The following is an 18,033-nucleotide window of genomic DNA, read 5'->3' as shown; positions in this document are numbered from 1 at the left end:
CGAATTATACCTGCTGTACCTTTCCCAGCCATCCTAATTTTGTGTTATAAAGATTAAAGACATGAAATTACTGGAACCAATTGCCGCCCCCACCCTCACCTTAAAGAACAGAATTGTAATGGCTCCCATGAGCAGACGCAGAGTTACCGGAGAGGGTATCCCCGGAGAATTAATGAAAACTTATTATAGCCAGCGCGCCAGCGCCGGACTGATCATAGCCGAGAGTACCGTGATAAGTCCCGGCGGCATGGGTATTTCACGCCTCCCAGGCATCTACAGCAAAGCACAAATAGAAGGTTGGAAAAAAGTAACCGCTGCAGTACATCAGCAGAATGGAAAAATATTTCTGCAACTGGTACATGCCGGCAGAATCGCCCATGCACTCAACATCCCTGGCGGCGCCTCTCCTGTGGCTCCTTCTGCCATCGCTGCTGCCGGCACTATCAGCACCCCGGCCGGCGTACAGCCGTTACCGGTACCCACCGCATTATCCCCCGAGGATACCGAAGAGATATACAACATACATCTGCAGGCCGCAAAAAACGCACTGGAAGCCGGCTTCGACGGGATAGAAATACATGCTGCCCATGGATATCTGCTGGAACAATTTATTCATCCGGCCTCCAATCAGCGTAGTGATGAATACGGCGGCAGCATCGAAAACAGAAGCCGGCTCCTGCTTCGTATCACAGAAGGAATCATCGGCATTGCCGGCGCAGACCGCGTTGGTATCCGTTTTTCTCCGTTTGCTTCCCTCAATGGACTTTCTGCTTATGAAGAAGAAACCGCTACCTATCTTTATCTTGCTGCTAAACTCAACAAGATGAATATCCGTTATATTCATCTGTCGGATCAGTCTACCAACGGCCACCCGCCTATTCCTCCTGCTTTTATCTCCCTGCTGCGCGAACAGTTTCATCAATGGCTGATACTTGCCGGTGGTTATGATACCGATAGTGCAACAGCAGCCATGCAACGTTTTAACAACGATCTTATTGCATTTGGCAGACCTTTTATCTCCAATCCCGACCTGGTGGAACGTATCGCACAACGGCTACCATTGGCACCTGCAGACAAATCCACCTTCTATGAAGGAGAAGAAAAAGGATTCATTGACTACCCATATCTGACACCTGCGCAAAAATTGTAACTGGCATTTTTTTACTTATCTTTACGAGATTGCGTTGTTACATAAGTAACAACGCAATGCTTATATGCCAAACAAATTATTGCCCATGTATCCCATGAAAAATCGGTATTTATTTCCTATTTCTTTTCTGGCCATCGTCGCCTGCCATGAAACCAAAACACCTGTTGAAAGCACTGATGCAGCACCTCCCGCACAGGAAGCGGCTAAAGCCGGAAATGCAACCACCGCATCCAATACCTTACAGATCACAGAACCATGTGCTGTTTTTTATTCTCCTGACAGCATCAAACTGGAAAAAATAAAAAAGGAAAACGGAGAAGAAGCATTTTACACCATCACAGATGACAACCTGAATTATTTTGCCGATTCCAATATTTTCCTTGAAAGTAAAGGCGTAAAAACCGTTACCGCTCAAAAAGGGAAAATATCTTTTACGTCCAAAGATGGTAAAACCACCACCATCAACCTCAACGACGAAAAATATACCTGGGAGGTTTTTCTGTTCAACGGTAAAACCGTTACCAATGCTGATATTTCAGACATTGAAAATGAATATGAAAAGTATATGAAACCGTAGAAATCCTGATATTTTGTCATTTAGCTATTTTGATATTTCGAATAAGAGATCCCAAATATCAAAATAGCTAAATGACAAAATATCAAAATAAAACATACCCCAGCGTAACAGCCACATACTGCCGATAAGCCTTCAGCTGCTCCTTGTTCCCCGGATCTTCTATCAATGTGATCATTCCCCGTACATATCTTACATCAATACTGATCTTTTTTCTGAACGTATAGCCGGCACCGATAGTAAAACCAATATCATTTTTAGTAGCATATCCGCTTTGCATACTGCCATTTCCATAATTGTCTGCCCTCAGCAGCATCCCGGCATAAGGCCCGGCAAACAATTCCGCATTGGCCATACGAAAAGCTGCACTGATCGGAAAAACATCCAGCCTTGACTGGTCTTTGTTAATAGCTGCCCATATATCATGCTTCAATACAAAATGACGACTAATCGGCGACACTGCGCTCAACCCGGCTACCAATCCGGTTTTATTTGTCATTGAAACGCTGTCTTTTTCTCTTCCGTATACACCAGGCAACTGTATACCAGCTTTTACCTGCAGGGAGAAAGATGATATATCCTGTGCTGCGGCACAAAACACCATACAGATAAGTAAAAAAGTGCTGCAAATTTTTTTCATAAAATCAGAATTGAATATCCCAGATAGCTGCAGCCCTTTCCAGTTCTACCAGGGCTGTAGCATGACTATACACACTTTCATAATATTGCTGCTGCACATCGTTGTAGGTACGTTGTGCATTCAGTACCTCCAGCAGGGAAGTTTCTCCCCGCTGATAACTGTAACGCCGTCCTTCCAGCACTTTTTTGGCTTCTTCCAGCAGCCCGCTGTCAAACTGGTGTAGCTGATGCCCTGCACCCAGATAGCTGAAATAGGCGGTAGTTACTTCTGTTTGTACCTGCAACAATGTTTGCCGGTATACCGTTTCCTGTTGTTTTACACCCGCATTGGCAGCCATCAGATCTCCCTTGTTGCGGTTGGAAAACTTCAGCGGCAGGCTGATGCCCGCGGAAACGGTATTCATAGACGGCGTAGGGGCCACCACGTTAGTAACCTGTGTAGCATTATTGACTCCGAGATTAAGCCCCAGATCAATGATACGGGCCGCTTTGGCCAGTTGCAGCGTTTTTACCGATACATCCTTCTGACGCAATGCAGCCAGCAGATCAGCCCTTTCATCCTGCGCCTTTGTCACCAGCTCCGGCAGGGAGTAAACACGTTCAAAACGGCTCACATCCCCCTGCGGGGCTACCAGGGTATCTCCCCGGTAGGTGCCCATCAGGTTGTGCAGCTGCACAAAGGCCGTTTTCATTTCTGCTTCCACACCATAAGCCTCATTCAGCAGCATACCCGCTTCAATACGTGACTGACGGGCATCTGTTTCTGTAATAAGACCTGCTTTAAAACGGATACTGTCGGCCTGTGCCAGCTGTTGCATATAACGATAGGCTTCCATTTTAATTTCGTATAACCGTTGCTGTTGCATAGCGGTCAGAAAAGCTACGGTAGCATCTGCGCGCAGATTACGGAAATAATCTTCCAGCAGATGCCGGGTTACTTCCTGCTCACTTCTGGCCAGATTAATACGGGCACGCCTTTTACCACCCAGCTCCAGCGTGTAACTGATACCAGTAGTGAGTCCGTATCCTTGCTGCATTCTGCGCTGACCATTATCAAATAAGCCGGCATTGATTTCCGGGTCAGGAAATACTTTGGCCATCAGCACATTGGCAGCGGCAATGTCCATATTGAATTTTTCTGCGGCATAGCCCAGGTTGTGCTGTCCCACACCGGACAGATAAGTGGCAAAGTCCAGCTGTTTTTCCTGTGCAACAGCCATAAGACCACTTAGCAGTAATAGTGGCAGCAGCCATCTCCTCTTCATAAGAATTATTTTGTTTCGTTAACAGCTTTTTTCTCAGTCAGGTAATACAGTGCCGGCAGGGCATACAACGTGATGAGTGTAGAACAGAGCAGTCCATATACGATCACTGTAGCCAAAGGCCGCTGCACATCAGAGCCTATGCCGGTAGCCATCGATGCAGGCAATAATCCCAGCATGGCCACGGTGGCGGTCATCAGCACCGGCCTGAAACGGTCCCTGGCAGCCTGTATCACGGCCTCTTTCAGGGAAGCCATCTCTTTACGCAGCTGGTTCATATGCGATACCATCAGCACACCGTTTTGTATAGCTACGCCAAACAAAGCAATAAAACCTACTGCGGATGATACGTTCAGCGTCATGCCCCGTACATTCAGCGCCAGCATGCCTCCAAACAGTGCCAACGGCACAATAGAGAGGATAAGAGCCGACTGACGCGCTACACCAAACGCTCCATACAACAACACAAACATCAGCCCCAGTGCTACCGGCACAATAACCGCAAGCCGGCTGTAGGCACGGTTTTTATTTTCAAACTGACCACCCCACGCAATCGTGGTTTTGTCCTTATCATATTTTACTTCTTTCTCTATTCGTTCCTGTGCGGTTTGCAGAAAAGTGGTGAGGTCTGTGCCGCGCAGATTCAGCCGCACAGTGAGATGTCGTCTTCCCATTTCACGGGTAATAGTGCTCTCACCGGTCGCCAGCTGCACTTTGGCGACCTGCGACAGCGGTATCTTCACACCATCCCCATTGGTCAGCATCAGGTTCCCGATCTTCTCCGGAGTATTGCGGGCATCTTCCTGATAGCGGCAGCTGATATCATACACCCGGTCACCGACAAACACCTGTGCGACGGCTTTTCCCCCGATTGCTGTCTCTATCAGGTCAGCCACATCGGCGATATTGAGACCATAGCGGGCAATGGCAGCCCTATCGGCCTGTATCTGCAGCTGAGGCAAAGGCGGCTCCTGATCGATGGCCAGATCTACCGCACCAGGTACGTGAGACAATGTGGCCATCACGGCCTCGGCTGTACGTCGTGTTTCCTGAAAATCCTTGCCATATACTTTCACCACCAGCTCACTATGTGCACCAGCAATTTTATCCATTACACCGTCAATCATCGGCTGACTGAAGCCCACCGTATAACCCGGCATGGTGGCGTAATCCGCTGCCAGCTCATTGATGAGGTCCTGCTTGGTTTTACCGGAAGGCCATTCCTTGTAAGGCAACAGACCGATAGAACATTCATAATGGGAAGGTGTAAACGGATCAGTGCCATCATCATTACGACCCGTTTGTGTCATCATATACGTCACCTCCGGATGCTGCATGGTGCGGATACGCAGACTGTCTGCCATCTCTCTGGCCTTAGCCAGCGACACGCCCGGCGGCAGCTGCACCTGTAGCCAGATAGAGCCTTCATCCAGTGGTGGCAGGAAGTCTTTACCTACCGTGATGGTCAGCCCTGCAGCAGCCACCAGCACCACCGCCAGCGGTATAAACACTTTACGCGGACGCTCCATGATTTTTTCCATCCGCCGCTGATAAGCGCTTGTCAGCTTCTCCAGCCAACGATTATGATACAGTTTTTGAGGCTTACGGTAAAGCATATACGCTAAACCCGGAATCAGCAACAAAGCCACTGCCAGAGAGCCAAAAAGCGCATAACCTACTGTAAAAGCCATCGGTGTAAACAACTTCTTCTCTACCCGCTCAAAAGCAAACAGCGGCAGGTAAGCGGTGATAATAATCAGCGTAGCAAAAAATACAGGTCTGGCCACCGATTGCGCCTTCTTCATAAAACTTTGTTCTTCCAGCATCTCCAGTGGATGATCTTCCCTTTGCCGCAACATCGTTTCTGCCATCACAATCGCACCATCCACGATGATACCAAAGTCTATCGCCCCCAGCGACAGCAGATTGGCAGGGATATGCGTGAAATGCATCAGGATAAAAGCAAACAACAAACTCAATGGAATAGTGACCGCTACCAGCAAAGCAGCACGCCAGCTGCCCAGGAAAATAATCAGCACCAGCACTACCAGTGCCATTCCTTCTAATAGTGTATGCGACACCGTATTCAGTGTAGTATTGACCAGCGCAGTTCTGTCGAGGAAAGGATGTATTTTGACACCCGCCGGCAGCAGACCGTTATTCAGCTCATCTATGGCTTTATGTACACCGTCCAGCACTACGGAAGGATTCTGGCCCTTCAGCAACAATACAATCCCTTCAATGCTTTCACTATACTGACGCTCATGGTCTGTGAAGCCCAGTACACCTTTTCTTTCGAGGTTACCATAACGAAGCTGACCGATATCCTGCAGAAACAAAGGCACCCCCTGGGGTGATTGTATCACGGTATGGCCTATATCATCCAATGATTTCAGCAGACCGATACCTCTTACCACATAACCCAGATCACCGCGCTGGAGCACGCTGCCCCCGCTATTGCTGTTGTTATTGTTGATGGCCGCTGTCACCGTACTCAGTGGAAGATGGTACTGTTCCAGTTTTTTCGGGTCCAGCTCCACCTGGTATTGCGTGGTGATGCCGCCGAAATTGGTCACGTCGGCTACGCCGGTTACCTGTTTGATTCTGGGGATGATCACCCAGTTTTGCAGATCGGTGAGTGCACGCAGGTCTGCGCTGTCGCTTTCTATGATGTACCGGTATATTTCTCCTATCGGCGATGTAAGCGGGTCGAGGCCGGGCTTGGCGCCATATGGGAGCGTCACATCATCCAGTCTCTCCTTGATACGCTGCCTTGCCCAATAATCATCTACACCATCATTGAACACGAGGGTGATCATAGACAAACCAAAGGTGGAGCGGGAACGCATCACATGCATGCCCGGCATGCCGTTGAGCGCACGCTCCAGCGGAATCGTAATCTGTTGCTCCACTTCTTCTGCCGCCAGTCCGGGTACCTGTGTGACCACCTGTGAGGTAACATCAGCAATATCGGGATAGGCTTCCACGGCCAGTTGCTGCCAGCTATAATATCCTCCTGCGGCGAGTAACACAAATAAGGTTACCATCAGCCAACGTTTCTGTATAGCTGTATTGATCAATTGTTTCATAAGCCTCTTATTTTACTGCTGAGAGATAGAAGGCGCCCTCACCTATTATTTTATCCTGCGGCTTCAGACCACTGCGGATAATGAGCTGCGGCCCTTTGGTTTCACCGGTCACGACTTTCCGGCGGACATAAGTACCAGGGGCTACTTCAGCAAACACATAACTTGAATTATTGTCCTGCATCACCGCGCGTGCAGGCACTGCTATTACTTTCTCCGGCGCATCCTGGAAGTTAACGCTGGCATACATGCCCGGTTTCAGCTGATGGGCAGGATTCTCGCAGATCATGAGCACTTCCGCCGCCCTTGTTTCTTCATTAATAACACGGCTCACATGAAACACCTTTCCACTGAAAGCGGTATCTGGCAACGCCGTCACCTCCATATTCACCGCATCACCTTCGTGGATAAAACGAAGGTCTTTCTCCTTCACCTGGCCTGCAATCCACACCTGCGACAGCTGTGCCACAACCGCTACTGCACCGTCTTCCGCCTTCAGGAACTGTCCGGAGACCAACTTATTACTGATCACTTCCCCACCAATAGGAGACCTGACAATCAGCGGTTCACCCAGCACCTGGTGTTGAGGATCTATATTAAATACTTTCAGTGCCGCAGCTGCATTCTCCAGCTCCTGCCGCTGCACAGCCAGGTTGGTATTAGCTTCTTCCAGATCGCGCGCTGCGCCTACAGCATGCTGATGCAGGTCCTGCTGCCTTTTCTGTGCCAGTACAGCCTGTTCATATAACTGGTGCGCCTGGAACCAGGCCTTCTGTGCCGTATAAAAATCGGGCGAGGAAATAGCAAACAAAGGAGAGCCGGCATGTACCTTATCACCCAAACGCACATACGATTTCACCACCCTGCCGGCAAAAGGCGGGGCTATCTCCGCATAGTTATTGGGAATCGCTTTTACGATCCCAGCCGTCAGCAATTGCAGCTGATAAGGGGCTTCCGTTATCGTATGCAGGTGTATTTTGGCCGATAAAGGAGAAGCGGCAGGCACAAAGACGGTATCTCCCCTGCCTTCAAATGTTACGATTTCCTTTCCCTTGTCCGGATGGTGACAGGACGCAGCGATCAACACCACGCCGCAAGCTGCAGTGAACCTTTTCATGACGATATTTTTTTCGTGTATCTGTTACAGTTAACCGTAACCGCCGCAAAAGTATAAACAGCCCGCGGATGCAGCCGTTAGAAACGATTTAGAATATTATTAGAAACATATTAGAGTCCCAGGGCTGAAGCCCTGGGCTATATTGGATGCTCTGGGATAAATGTGTAGATGGGTTAAACCCGGGATACTAATTAAACCAAGCCTGACACAGGCACATGGCAATAATATAAAGCCCCGCACCAACACAAATACAAACATAGCCCAGGGCTTCAGCCCTCAGACAACAAAACGCCAGCTAAAACAATATTAAACCAAGCCAGACACCGGCACGAAGCAATAACATAAAGCCCCGCACCTGCCAATACAAACATAGCCCAGGGCTTCAGCCCTCAGACAACAAAACGCCAGCTAAAACAATATTAAACCAAGCCAGACACCGGCACGAAGCAATAACATAAAGCCCCGCACCTGCCAATACAAACATAGCCCAGGGCTTCAGCCCTCAGACAACAAAACGCCAGCTAAAACAATATTAAACCAAGCCAGACACCGGCACGAAGCAATAACATAAAGCCCCGCACCTGCCAATACAAACATAGCCCAGGGCTTCAGCCCTCAGACAACAAAACGCCGGCTAAAACAATATTAAACCAAGCCAGACACAGGCACGAGGCAATAATATAAAGCCCCGCACCTGCCAATACAAACATAGCCCAGGGCTTCAGCCCTGGGGCTAAATATGCGGCAATTCAACAGTAAATGTAGTGCCACTCCCAGGCTTGGATACAACGCTGATATTGCCTTTATGCAGCCGGATAATCTTAAGTGCAAGCGAAAGACCGATACCATTGCCATCGGCATAAGGGCGGTTGTTGCCTCTGTAAAAAGGGGTGAAGATATGAGGCAGATCGTCTTTGGCAATGCCAATGCCTTCATCAGTAAAACGCAGGATGGTATGGCCTTTAAACCAGGTGACGGTAACAGTGGTTTGAGGTGGACGGGAGAATTTGCAGCCGTTTTCGAGGAGGTTGATAAAAGCGACTTTCAACAGGTATTCGTTGCCATTTACGGACACAACGTCATCATCATCGGTATCTTCTTCAAATACCACATTGATCTTATATTCGGGGTGTACTTGCAGGATATCGCCGCGGGCATCCATCAGCACTTCATCGAGACGTATTTCACGGAAATTGATTTCTGTGGGGTCGTAGCTGGCTTTAGCCAGGTCAAGCAGGCTGTTCGACAGCTTCACCAGCCGCTGTGCATCGCTGATGGCATGACGCATGGACTGCCGGTATTCCTCTGCCGGCCGTTCACGGGAAGCGGTGATCTCCAGCTCAGCCATCATAGCGGTGAGCGGCGTGCGCAACTCATGGGATATATTGGAAACAAATTGTTTCTGTGCATCAAAAGATTGTTCCAGTCGATCCAGCATCCGGTTAAAGGTCTGTGCCAGTTCTGCGATTTCATCTTTCCCTTCTGCACCTCCCAGCCGCAGGTCCAAGTTGGTAGCGGTGATCTCTTCTACCTTATCCACCATATCAGATACCGGTTTCAGGGCCTGATGCGAAAAAAACTGGGCTGCCAGGAATACAAACACGACGGCTACCAGGAAGGTGATCACCAGCGTCCAGAAGAGGTGCTGCAGCTGCCCCAGGCCGTATTCATCCTGGGCTGCGGCGGTGACGATATAAGGTGTTCCATTATGGTTAAACAGGAATCCTACCACCTGCAGCGGCCCTTCATGAAAGGCAATCTGCCGCTGTTCAGTGATCTCGCGGATCATCTGTTTGGTTTCCTTTACCTTGTCTATGTCTACGGCATCGTGATATAACAGGTGAAAGGCTGTATCATAAACAGCCACCTCCTCCTGGGAGCGGGAGCCGGCGGCATTCTTATAGATCAGTTGTAATACTTCAGGGCTTATTTTAGCATCGAGGAGCAGGTTGGCCTTGGTAATGGCCTGCTGTTGCAGGTTTTTGTAGTACTCTTCTTCACGGTCCTGGGAGTACGAAATATATACCACCCACGCAAATACCAGCAGCAGGGCTGCGATCATACCAGTGAATAAGAGGGTCAGCCTGTTACGGATTTTCATGGTCAACCAGCTTTAAAAATGAACCCCATACCGGGTTTGGTATGAATCAGTTTTACCTCAAATGCCTTGTCTACTTTTTTACGGAGATAGTTGATATAAACATCAATGAAATTGGTGCCGGTATCGAAATGGGTTTCCCATACATTCTCCGCTATTTCGGCTCTCGACAGTACCCTTTCCTTGTTTTGCAGCATATATTCCAGCAGGCGGAACTCTTTGGGAGTAAGATTGATCTCCATACCGTTGCGGGTCACACTTTTGGTTTGCAGATCCATTTCCAGGTCTGCATAACGTAATACGGCCGGTTGTGGCGTTGCTACGCCATGATTTCGTTTTAGCAGGGCACGGATACGTACCAGCAACTCGCGCAGGTCGAAGGGTTTTACGAGGTAGTCATCAGCGCCGGCATCAAAACCTTCTACTTTATCGTCGGTGGTGCCGAGCGCTGTCAGCATGAGGATGGGAATAGATGGCAGGGCCGCTCTGACTGCACGACTCAGCTCCAGGCCATTGATACGGGGCAGTACAATATCGGTGATGACCAGATCAAAGCCACCGCCCAATGCCAGTTTAAGTCCTGCTTCACCATCCCATGCCAGTGTCACGGTATAGCCCTGTTCTTCCAGCCCGCGCCGGATCAGTGTCCCAACACGTTCTTCATCTTCTATGATTAAAATCTTCATGATACAGAAAAGTCAAAGCTATCCATTTTTTCCTTTTCTACCGTACAAAATAGTCCCAGGCAGCTTTGGAGATGGAGGCGATAGTACGTTCCCGGGTTTCCTGGTCAGCATAGGAGTCTTTTATGAAGACGGTGATGATCAGGTGTTTTCCGTCGGGCAGCGTGATGATACCGGCATCATTAGTGGCGCGGGTAAGGCCTTCCACTGTACCTGAAGTGCCTGTTTTATGCGCTACCACAGTACCTTTGGGTAGCTGAGCTTTCAGTCTTCTGGCGCCGGGCGCTGAATTCACGAGGATGTCCAGCAGGTAATGATAACTGCTGTCTGATAAAACATGACCGGTATAGAATTTTTTAAACAGGGCCGTCATAGCTTCCGGTGTAGACCAGTTCTGGTATTGCATCGGTTCATTGGGCACCTGTACCTGTTCTGTGAGTGCAATCCGCATATCTTTGATCCCGAGGCGGTGCACATATTTGTCGGCTACTTTTACGCCACCGATGACGCGTAGTAATACATCGCAGGCAGAACCATCGCTTTCAGCCACGTTGTAACGTAACAGCTCTGTTATTGATACGTCCATATTACCGGCAGGATGTTCATCTCTGAGCGGGCTGTGTCCCGATTTAGGGATATAGTCTGAAGGCAGTACCCGTATCTGCTGTTGCATAGAAAGTTTTCCCCTATCTACCTGGTCCAGTACCGCCATGGCTATCGGGAACTTATACACGCTTTGCATGGGGAATCGCATCTTACTGTTCAATCCTACGGTCTCCCCTGTTTCCAGTATGGTGGCACATACGCCTACCGTGCCTTTGGAGCCGGCAGCGATTTCTTCAAATTTCTTCGTCAGTGGTTGCTGGGTCATAGCAACAAGTGGGCCCAAGAGCACTGTAATGAACAGCGACAAACGTTGGTAAATCATAAATAAATTATAATAAACTATATATGTAAAAGAATATACAAATATATAAAAAGCGGACTGGCGTAATCCTTTGATTTTATGGTTACTTATCAAGAAAGCGTACAATTTTGACAGACGACTGCAGCATCCGGCATTTTGCACTTAGAATTTAGCTTTACAGATATTATTTTTATCCTCAAAAAGAAAGGCTTTGAGTAAACCAATATTAGTTATAAAATTCGGCACGGCGTCTATCACGCATGGCAATGGTGATCTGGACGAGACCGTTATAGCAGGCATAGCGCGGCAGGTTGCCGAATTGCATCAACAGTATCATATCGTGCTGGTATCTTCCGGAGCGGTAGCTGCCGGCAAACAATATCTCACTCAGTACAGTGGTACTATCAGCGAACGCAAGGCCGCTGCTGCCATCGGCAACCCCTTATTGCTGAGTAAATACAGCCGTTACTTTGCACCCTACAATATTGCAGTAGCACAGAGTTTATGTGAAAGACAACATTTTTCCAACAGGGATCAGTTTCTGCAACTGAAACGCACCTACGAAGAATTATGGGCCAGCAACATTATTCCCATCGCCAATGAAAACGATGTGGTGAGCAGTCTGGAGCTGAAGTTTTCTGACAACGACGAGCTGGCCACGCTGATTGCCGTAGGTTTCGGGGCATCGTTGCTGTTGTTCAGTACCAGCGTGGTCGGTGTGCTGGACCGCAACGGACAGGTAGTGCCACAGTTAGATGTGATCGATAAATCCGCCCTTTCACTGGCCGACAAGGAAAAATCCGCGCTGGGCCTGGGTGGCATGGTGTCCAAGCTTACCTTTGCCCGCCTGGCCACCCGTATGGGCATCCGTGTGGTAATTTTCGGTATTCGTACTACTGACGGTATCCTCAATGCTATAGCTGGTAAAACAGGTACGTTATGCCTTCCACAGCCATGCAGCATGCCGGCACGCAGAAAATGGCTGGCCAGCGGCTGTCTGGTGACCGGCAGGATACAGATAGATACCGGCGCACAACAAGCAATCGAAAAACGCCATAGCCTGCTCGCAGTGGGTGTTAAAGAAGTACTGGAGAAATTTGAATGCGGAGAAGTGATAGAGATCGTCAACGAAGAAATGATCGCCATTGCCGTGGGCAGGGCCAAAATATCATCCGACATATTGGAAAATAATCATAAGGCACAGAATATAGAAGTGGCGCATGCCGATGATATTGTGCTGTTATAAATGTAATATATCATGACTATTCAACCCCTCCTCGAAAAAGCCCGACAGGCCACGGAATCCATCCGCACCCTGCCGGACGCGCAGAAACAGGCACTGCTGCAACAGCTGTCACGGTCACTTACCGAAAACATCCCGGCTATCATCGCCGCCAATAAAAAAGATCTGGACCTGATGCCGGACGAAGACCCTAAAAAAGATCGTCTGCTACTCAACGCACAACGTATCCGCAGCCTCGCTGCCAGCCTCAACGATATTGCCCGCCTCCCCGACCCGGTCAACCAGCTGCTGCTGGAAAACCACCTAGAAAACGGACTGCTGGTACAGAAAAAAACCGTCCCCCTCGGCGTTGTAGGTGTCATCTACGAATCACGCCCCAACGTAACAGTGGATGTAGCTGCCCTCTGTATCCGTTCCGGCAACGTATGCGTGCTACGCGGTGGCTCCGATGCCATTCATACCAACACTTGTCTGGTAGCGCTCATTCAGGACGCCCTCCGTCAATTTGATGCGGACGAAAACACGGTACAACTGTTGCCTCCCGATCGCGCCCTGGTGACCGAAATGCTCACCGCCGTCAAATACATCGACATCATCATCCCCCGCGGCTCCCAGCAGCTGATCGACTTTGTACGCGCCAATTCCCGCGTGCCTCTAATAGAAACCGGCGCCGGCGTATGTCATACCTACGTGGAACGATCCGCCAACCTCGAACAGGCCGCTGCCATCGTCACCAACGCCAAAGTATCCAGACCTTCCGTTTGTAATGCACTCGACACCGTACTGGTAGATACGGCCGTGGCAGCAGACTTCATCGCATTGCTCGCACCGCAGCTGGCCGCCTATAATGTGGACATATATGCGGAACCGTTAGCCTACGCCCTGCTGGAGGCCAACCACTACCCTCACCTTCATCCCGCCAGTGCTGAAGACTTCGGCCGGGAATTCCTGTCACTCCAATGCTCCATCAAAGTGGTACCCAACACAACCGCCGCATTGGAACATATCCAGGAATATTCCTCCCGTCACTCCGAAGCCATCATCTCCCGTGACCCGATCGTAAGCGAACAATTCCTCAACACGGTAGATGCCGCCGCCGTATATGTCAACGCCTCCACCCGTTTCACCGATGGTGGCGTATTTGGCCTCGGTGCCGAAATAGGCATCTCCACACAAAAACTCCATGCCAGAGGCCCGTTTGCACTCGAAAAACTGGTCACAGAGAAATGGTTTGTATATGGCAGCGGCCAAACGAGACAGTAACTGTGATTTATATGATGAATACTGATGTTCCTGATGAGCGAAGATTAAAGCGGAGATTAGTATGAAGATAAAAATGAAACAGCCATTGATCAGGTGATCAATGGCTGTTTCATTTTTACCAAAAAACATCAATGAATATGTTAATCTCCGTTTATGAGAAAAATCAGCGGTATCATATCAATCACAGTTATGGTTTGATGACTTTAATGGTCATCCTGTCATACAATCCGTGGGTGATATCAATCAGATAGATACCCGCAGGCAAACCGGACAGATTCTCCATCTGCAGTCTGTTCATACCTTTTGTCACCTGTACTTTCTGTTCTTTCTTAACATGTCCGTCGAGACCATACAAACGTAAAGTACCAAGGCCTTCAAAGGTAGATTGGAAGCTGATGTTGATCCTGTCTGAGAAAGGATTGGTAGCAATCAGAGAAGAAGGTGTTTCCGTGTTCATTTTCTGCAATGTGGCCGTGCCTCCGCTTATTTTCACGGTATAATCTTCCACTTCTCCCTGGTAGCTATCCACACCACAGGGTTTCACGTTGCTGCCATAACCCATTCTCACGCGCATCAGTGTAGCACCGGTTTTAGCATTGGCCGGTACGGTGATCGTTTGTGTAAATGGACCACTGCCGCGTCTAACAAATACTTTCTCTGTGGTATCATTCAGTTGTTTATCTCCATTCCAGTCTATCCAGGCGGCTACGGAAATATCAGGCCAGTATTCGATGGCGAGGTTGATCTGCAGCTGATAGGATTGTCCGGCGGCGACATTGGCGGATTGGGCGGTAAAGTCCCTATAGCCATCCCATTGTGAACTGTTGTCCAGGTTAGCCAGCCGTACCCTTGTGATGGTGTTGTAATTCAGTGCAGTGCTGGCGGTACAATAATCCTGTACATGCGCCACAGTATCAGCCGGAGCTGCAACAGTATCCTTTTGTCCGGCTTTGATGCTACCACCGGGTTGAGTATTGTAGGCATAATCCATTAAAGTATAGGCGTCACCGTTAGCATTCACTTTAAAACGGAACCAGCCATAGTATACTTCACCGTAAGTGGTAAACGAGAATCCTGCATAACCGGTTTGGCCTTTCCAGACAGTGTAGTTGGTTGTATTCAGGTTATGCTCATCCGGGAAATCACCACCAGCCCTAAAGTTAGACGAGTTACTAATGATGGTGCCTGGTGTCAGCAACGAAATATTTTTAGTGGTACCCTGACATACCATCGGTTTCCGATAGGTTTCAAACCGCAGTCTTCCGCTATCTGACCACAGACCATAGGCGGCATCCTGGATATTATCTACCAGAAAATAATACCAGGGATTTGTAGCATTAATGGTATACACCGTATCATTTACATCTACATATTTAATTCCGTACGGATCACGGAAATTGATGGTTATCTGGTTCTGGCTGCTGTCGGCCGTCTTAGGGGTAGTAAAGGCAGCAGGAAGGATATTAACCGTGACAGCGGTACTATTTGCAGCAGCATGATTCGTTGCCTTACCGGTGAAGGATAAACGCGCAGTAATACTATCCAGAGCCGTCAGCTGTACGTTAAGGCCCGCCGGCACATTACTCACTGTATAATGCACATTGTTGGTAAAGTTTCCTGACCTGATGGCCAATGTATTTGCCCGAACAATTATTTTCACTGTATCCTGAATGCTGCCGTCATTGGCAACTCCCTCCCTGACTAATGACCTTGACCATGAAAGCGCGGCATTACCTGATTCTCCGGCCTTAATGCTAGCACCAGGCGCCTGGTTCCAGGCATAGTCCCTGATTGTATAACTACTACCATCCTGAGCTACTGTAATACGTAGCCAGCCATAGCGTGGCTTTCCACCCAGGGTGAACTTAAGTCCGATATATGCGGTTTTTCCTGCCCATTTTGTATAACTGCTGCTGTAGATATCATGTTCATCCGGATAATCTCCACCAGCCACAAAATTAGAAGTATCCCCTATTACCGTATTAGCCGCCACCGGTGAGATATTACGGGAAGTGCCTTCGCATACAGCAGACTTCATATAAGTTTCAAACCGCAGTTTATTGCTATTCAACCATCCTCCGAATACAGCATTTCCGGCATTAAAGGAGAGATACTGCCAGGGATTACTACTGTTGATCACAATATCAGGAATATCGTTATAAACGATCTTGTAAGGATCCAGGAAGCGTGTGCCAAATGCAACGCTGCTGTGATAAAGTGAAGCAGCCCCACCCTGGATAGCCGCATCCAGGAAGGTTATTTTCAGGCTGTCAGTGTTGTTGGCTGTAGTATGTTGCGTAGCCTGACCCGTTAATGATAAAACAGCAGTAGTGTTATTGAGCACCTGTATCGATGCTGTCAATCCTGCCGGCACATTCTGGATAGTGTAATGAGTACCTGCCACCAAATTACCGCTACTAACGGCAAAACCGCCAGCACCCAGTATCTTCAGGGTATCAGGCACCGGCAGACTTCCATTATTAGCATCACTTTCATAAAACAGCGTAAAAGCAGGTACGATACGTTTCATAGAATCGGGTAACAGGGTTGCTGCCAGATTAGCTGCAGACCACAGATTATTACGCTGCGCCACACTACTATTCAATGCCGCCAGCATCCTGTCACGCTGACCAAGGGTAAACATTTTTGTACAGGAAGAGTAGTCCATGTAGTTTTCTACATTGGCCACCACACCGCACCAGTTGGCATTCAGATTACAACCACCAAAGTTGGATTGTGTAGGCGGTGTATCATCCACTTCATCACCCGGAGCATTACAATCATTCTCAAAAGTATGCCACAGGTTCAGGAAGTGGCCCACTTCATGCGTCAGTACCCGTTTCATATTAGGTTGTCCCATTTCAGAGCTTCCTACTCCCTCTGCACCCAGGTATCTCCAGTTATATACCACACCATCCAGATGATTAGAAGCTACCCAGTCATCCGGAAGATAGGTCCAGCCTGAATTATTATACACACCCTTTTGTTCAACTTCGCTCACAATCCATATGTTCAGATATTTCTCGCCCGGCCAGTAGGAAACACTTTTCACCGCAGCACCGGAACCATCGGGAGAACGGCCGTCGAGGTCATTATAGTGATAGGTAACACCGGTGGTAGGATTACCCTGCGGGTCAATATCCGCCAAACGGAAAGTAATATGCAGATTGGCTGCCAGCCCGATAAAACGGGGATCTATAGATGGATAGTCCGCGTTCAACAGGTTGTAATCCTGGTTAAGAATATCAATCGCAGAACGTATCTGGTCCATCGTTACTTTGTATGGATTAGCTGCATCATTAACATGGAATACCACCGGAATGGTGTATTGTGTGGGCGCAGCGTCCTGTGCTACCCGTTGTTGTTTCATGTTAGCAATGAATTTACGGATATTGGCCTCCTGACTGGCGGCTACTTTCAGGGAAGCAGGATGTTTTTTATACAACTCCTGCATAGCGCGCGAAGCCGAACAGTGATCAGGCAACGGCGCAAGCACCTTGTTTTGAGCTATCGCTCCCATGGTGATGACCAGGCATAACAATAGCATCATTATCTTTCGCGATAAATGTAGCATATAAATGTTTTAATGTGTAGACTAGAAGAATGAGTTAAACAATAACAAATAGCTGCCCATGGCAGCAAAATCAGGGATCACCTGAGAAGAGGGAAGAGCTATTTCATAAAATGGTTTTAGTGATAAAAATGGTTAATCAGGATAACATTGCCAGGCGCTAAGTGCCTGGAAAGCATAGGAAATACAAGTATTGTATCATTGATTCGTTGTGGTTGATATGACAGGCGTTAATTCATCTATTGTGCTCGTGGTAAAAACAGCAATTGCTATCACGAATTTAAAAGAGCATGCGTTAAATAGCTACCCTGAAATTGATTACTTCTTCCCGGATATTAACCAGGTATGTTTGTAGGAATCCAAACTTATACTAAAAAACGTGTAGCCATTGACAACATCAATGGCTACACGTTTTTTAAATATTCCTACTATTATCTGTT

Annotated in this window: 12 protein-coding genes; 4 read left to right on the top strand and 8 right to left on the bottom strand. The window is 48.4% G+C overall.

All coding sequences use genetic code 11. The annotated features are described in order from the left end of the window. Positions 1-61 precede the first annotated feature (61 nt). Both DF182_RS23000 and DF182_RS22995 read left to right on the top strand, forming a co-directional pair. Positions 62-1,150: an alkene reductase gene (locus DF182_RS23000; protein ID WP_113618136.1), complete on the top strand. Its 1,089-nt coding sequence runs from the start codon at positions 62-64 to the stop codon at positions 1,148-1,150. Between the two features lie 64 nt (positions 1,151-1,214). Further along, positions 1,215-1,727 (top strand): hypothetical protein, encoded by a 513-nt coding sequence (locus DF182_RS22995; RefSeq protein WP_147243518.1) that lies wholly within the window; start codon positions 1,215-1,217, stop codon positions 1,725-1,727. Positions 1,728-1,809: 82 nt separating this feature from the next. Here the strand turns inward: DF182_RS22995 and DF182_RS22990 are convergent, their stop codons facing one another. From DF182_RS22990 to bla, 7 genes are all read right to left on the bottom strand, one after another. After that, on the bottom strand, positions 1,810-2,364 hold the full coding sequence (locus DF182_RS22990) for a PorT family protein (RefSeq protein WP_147243517.1): 555 nt from the start codon (positions 2,362-2,364) through the stop codon (positions 1,810-1,812). Between the two features lie 4 nt (positions 2,365-2,368). Next, positions 2,369-3,628 (bottom strand): TolC family protein, encoded by a 1,260-nt coding sequence (locus DF182_RS22985; protein ID WP_113618133.1) that lies wholly within the window; start codon positions 3,626-3,628, stop codon positions 2,369-2,371. Positions 3,629-3,633: 5 nt separating this feature from the next. Next, entirely contained in the window at positions 3,634-6,714 is a 3,081-nt protein-coding gene (locus DF182_RS22980) for an efflux RND transporter permease subunit (protein WP_113618132.1), read from the bottom strand. 7 nt (positions 6,715-6,721) lie between these two features. Further along, positions 6,722-7,828: an efflux RND transporter periplasmic adaptor subunit gene (locus DF182_RS22975; RefSeq protein ID WP_113618131.1), complete on the bottom strand. Its 1,107-nt coding sequence runs from the start codon at positions 7,826-7,828 to the stop codon at positions 6,722-6,724. A gap of 733 nt (positions 7,829-8,561) precedes the next feature. Further along, entirely contained in the window at positions 8,562-9,929 is a 1,368-nt protein-coding gene (locus DF182_RS22970) for a HAMP domain-containing sensor histidine kinase (RefSeq protein WP_113618130.1), read from the bottom strand. Between the two features lie 2 nt (positions 9,930-9,931). Then, positions 9,932-10,612 (bottom strand): response regulator transcription factor, encoded by a 681-nt coding sequence (locus DF182_RS22965; protein ID WP_113618129.1) that lies wholly within the window; start codon positions 10,610-10,612, stop codon positions 9,932-9,934. A 37-nt stretch (positions 10,613-10,649) separates the two neighbouring features. Next, a complete protein-coding gene (bla, locus tag DF182_RS22960; protein WP_147243516.1) occupies positions 10,650-11,537 on the bottom strand; it encodes a class A beta-lactamase, subclass A2 in 888 nt (295 codons plus the stop codon). A gap of 190 nt (positions 11,538-11,727) precedes the next feature. Between bla and proB the strand changes: the two genes are divergently transcribed. Further along, a complete protein-coding gene (gene proB, locus DF182_RS22955; RefSeq protein WP_113618127.1) occupies positions 11,728-12,762 on the top strand; it encodes a glutamate 5-kinase in 1,035 nt (344 codons plus the stop codon). 12 nt (positions 12,763-12,774) lie between these two features. Continuing rightward, complete coding sequence (locus DF182_RS22950) at positions 12,775-14,022, top strand: glutamate-5-semialdehyde dehydrogenase (protein WP_245957518.1); 1,248 nt, start codon at positions 12,775-12,777, stop codon at positions 14,020-14,022. Positions 14,023-14,209: 187 nt separating this feature from the next. Here DF182_RS22950 and DF182_RS22945 read toward each other — a convergent pair whose 3' ends face one another. Continuing rightward, positions 14,210-17,596 carry a M43 family zinc metalloprotease gene (locus DF182_RS22945; protein WP_113618125.1) on the bottom strand — a complete coding sequence of 1,129 codons (3,387 nt, stop codon included), beginning with the start codon at positions 17,594-17,596 and terminating at the stop codon, positions 14,210-14,212. Positions 17,597-18,033: the final 437 nt, after the last annotated feature.

This window comes from Chitinophaga flava, from assembly GCF_003308995.1.
In the GTDB taxonomy this organism is placed as follows: Bacteria; Bacteroidota; Bacteroidia; order Chitinophagales; family Chitinophagaceae; genus Chitinophaga; species Chitinophaga flava.
Note: the sequence above shows the minus strand (reverse complement) of the source record. Positions and strands in the feature narration are given on the sequence as shown.

Bases quoted from the DNA above. Each gene is read 5' to 3' on its own strand.
- DF182_RS22970 (WP_113618130.1), bottom strand. From the start codon at position 9,929: ATGAAAATCCGTAACAGGCTGACCCTCTTATTCACTGGTATGATCGCA.
- bla (WP_147243516.1), bottom strand. From the start codon at position 11,537: ATGATTTACCAACGTTTGTCGCTGTTCATTACAGTGCTCTTGGGCCCA.
- DF182_RS22990 (WP_147243517.1), bottom strand. From the start codon at position 2,364: ATGAAAAAAATTTGCAGCACTTTTTTACTTATCTGTATGGTGTTTTGT.
- DF182_RS22980 (WP_113618132.1), bottom strand. From the start codon at position 6,714: ATGAAACAATTGATCAATACAGCTATACAGAAACGTTGGCTGATGGTA.
- DF182_RS22965 (WP_113618129.1), bottom strand. From the start codon at position 10,612: ATGAAGATTTTAATCATAGAAGATGAAGAACGTGTTGGGACACTGATC.
- DF182_RS23000 (WP_113618136.1), top strand. From the start codon at position 62: ATGAAATTACTGGAACCAATTGCCGCCCCCACCCTCACCTTAAAGAAC.
- DF182_RS22995 (WP_147243518.1), top strand. From the start codon at position 1,215: ATGCCAAACAAATTATTGCCCATGTATCCCATGAAAAATCGGTATTTA.
- DF182_RS22985 (WP_113618133.1), bottom strand. From the start codon at position 3,628: ATGAAGAGGAGATGGCTGCTGCCACTATTACTGCTAAGTGGTCTTATG.
- DF182_RS22945 (WP_113618125.1), bottom strand. From the start codon at position 17,596: ATGCTACATTTATCGCGAAAGATAATGATGCTATTGTTATGCCTGGTC.
- DF182_RS22975 (WP_113618131.1), bottom strand. From the start codon at position 7,828: ATGAAAAGGTTCACTGCAGCTTGCGGCGTGGTGTTGATCGCTGCGTCC.
- DF182_RS22950 (WP_245957518.1), top strand. From the start codon at position 12,775: ATGACTATTCAACCCCTCCTCGAAAAAGCCCGACAGGCCACGGAATCC.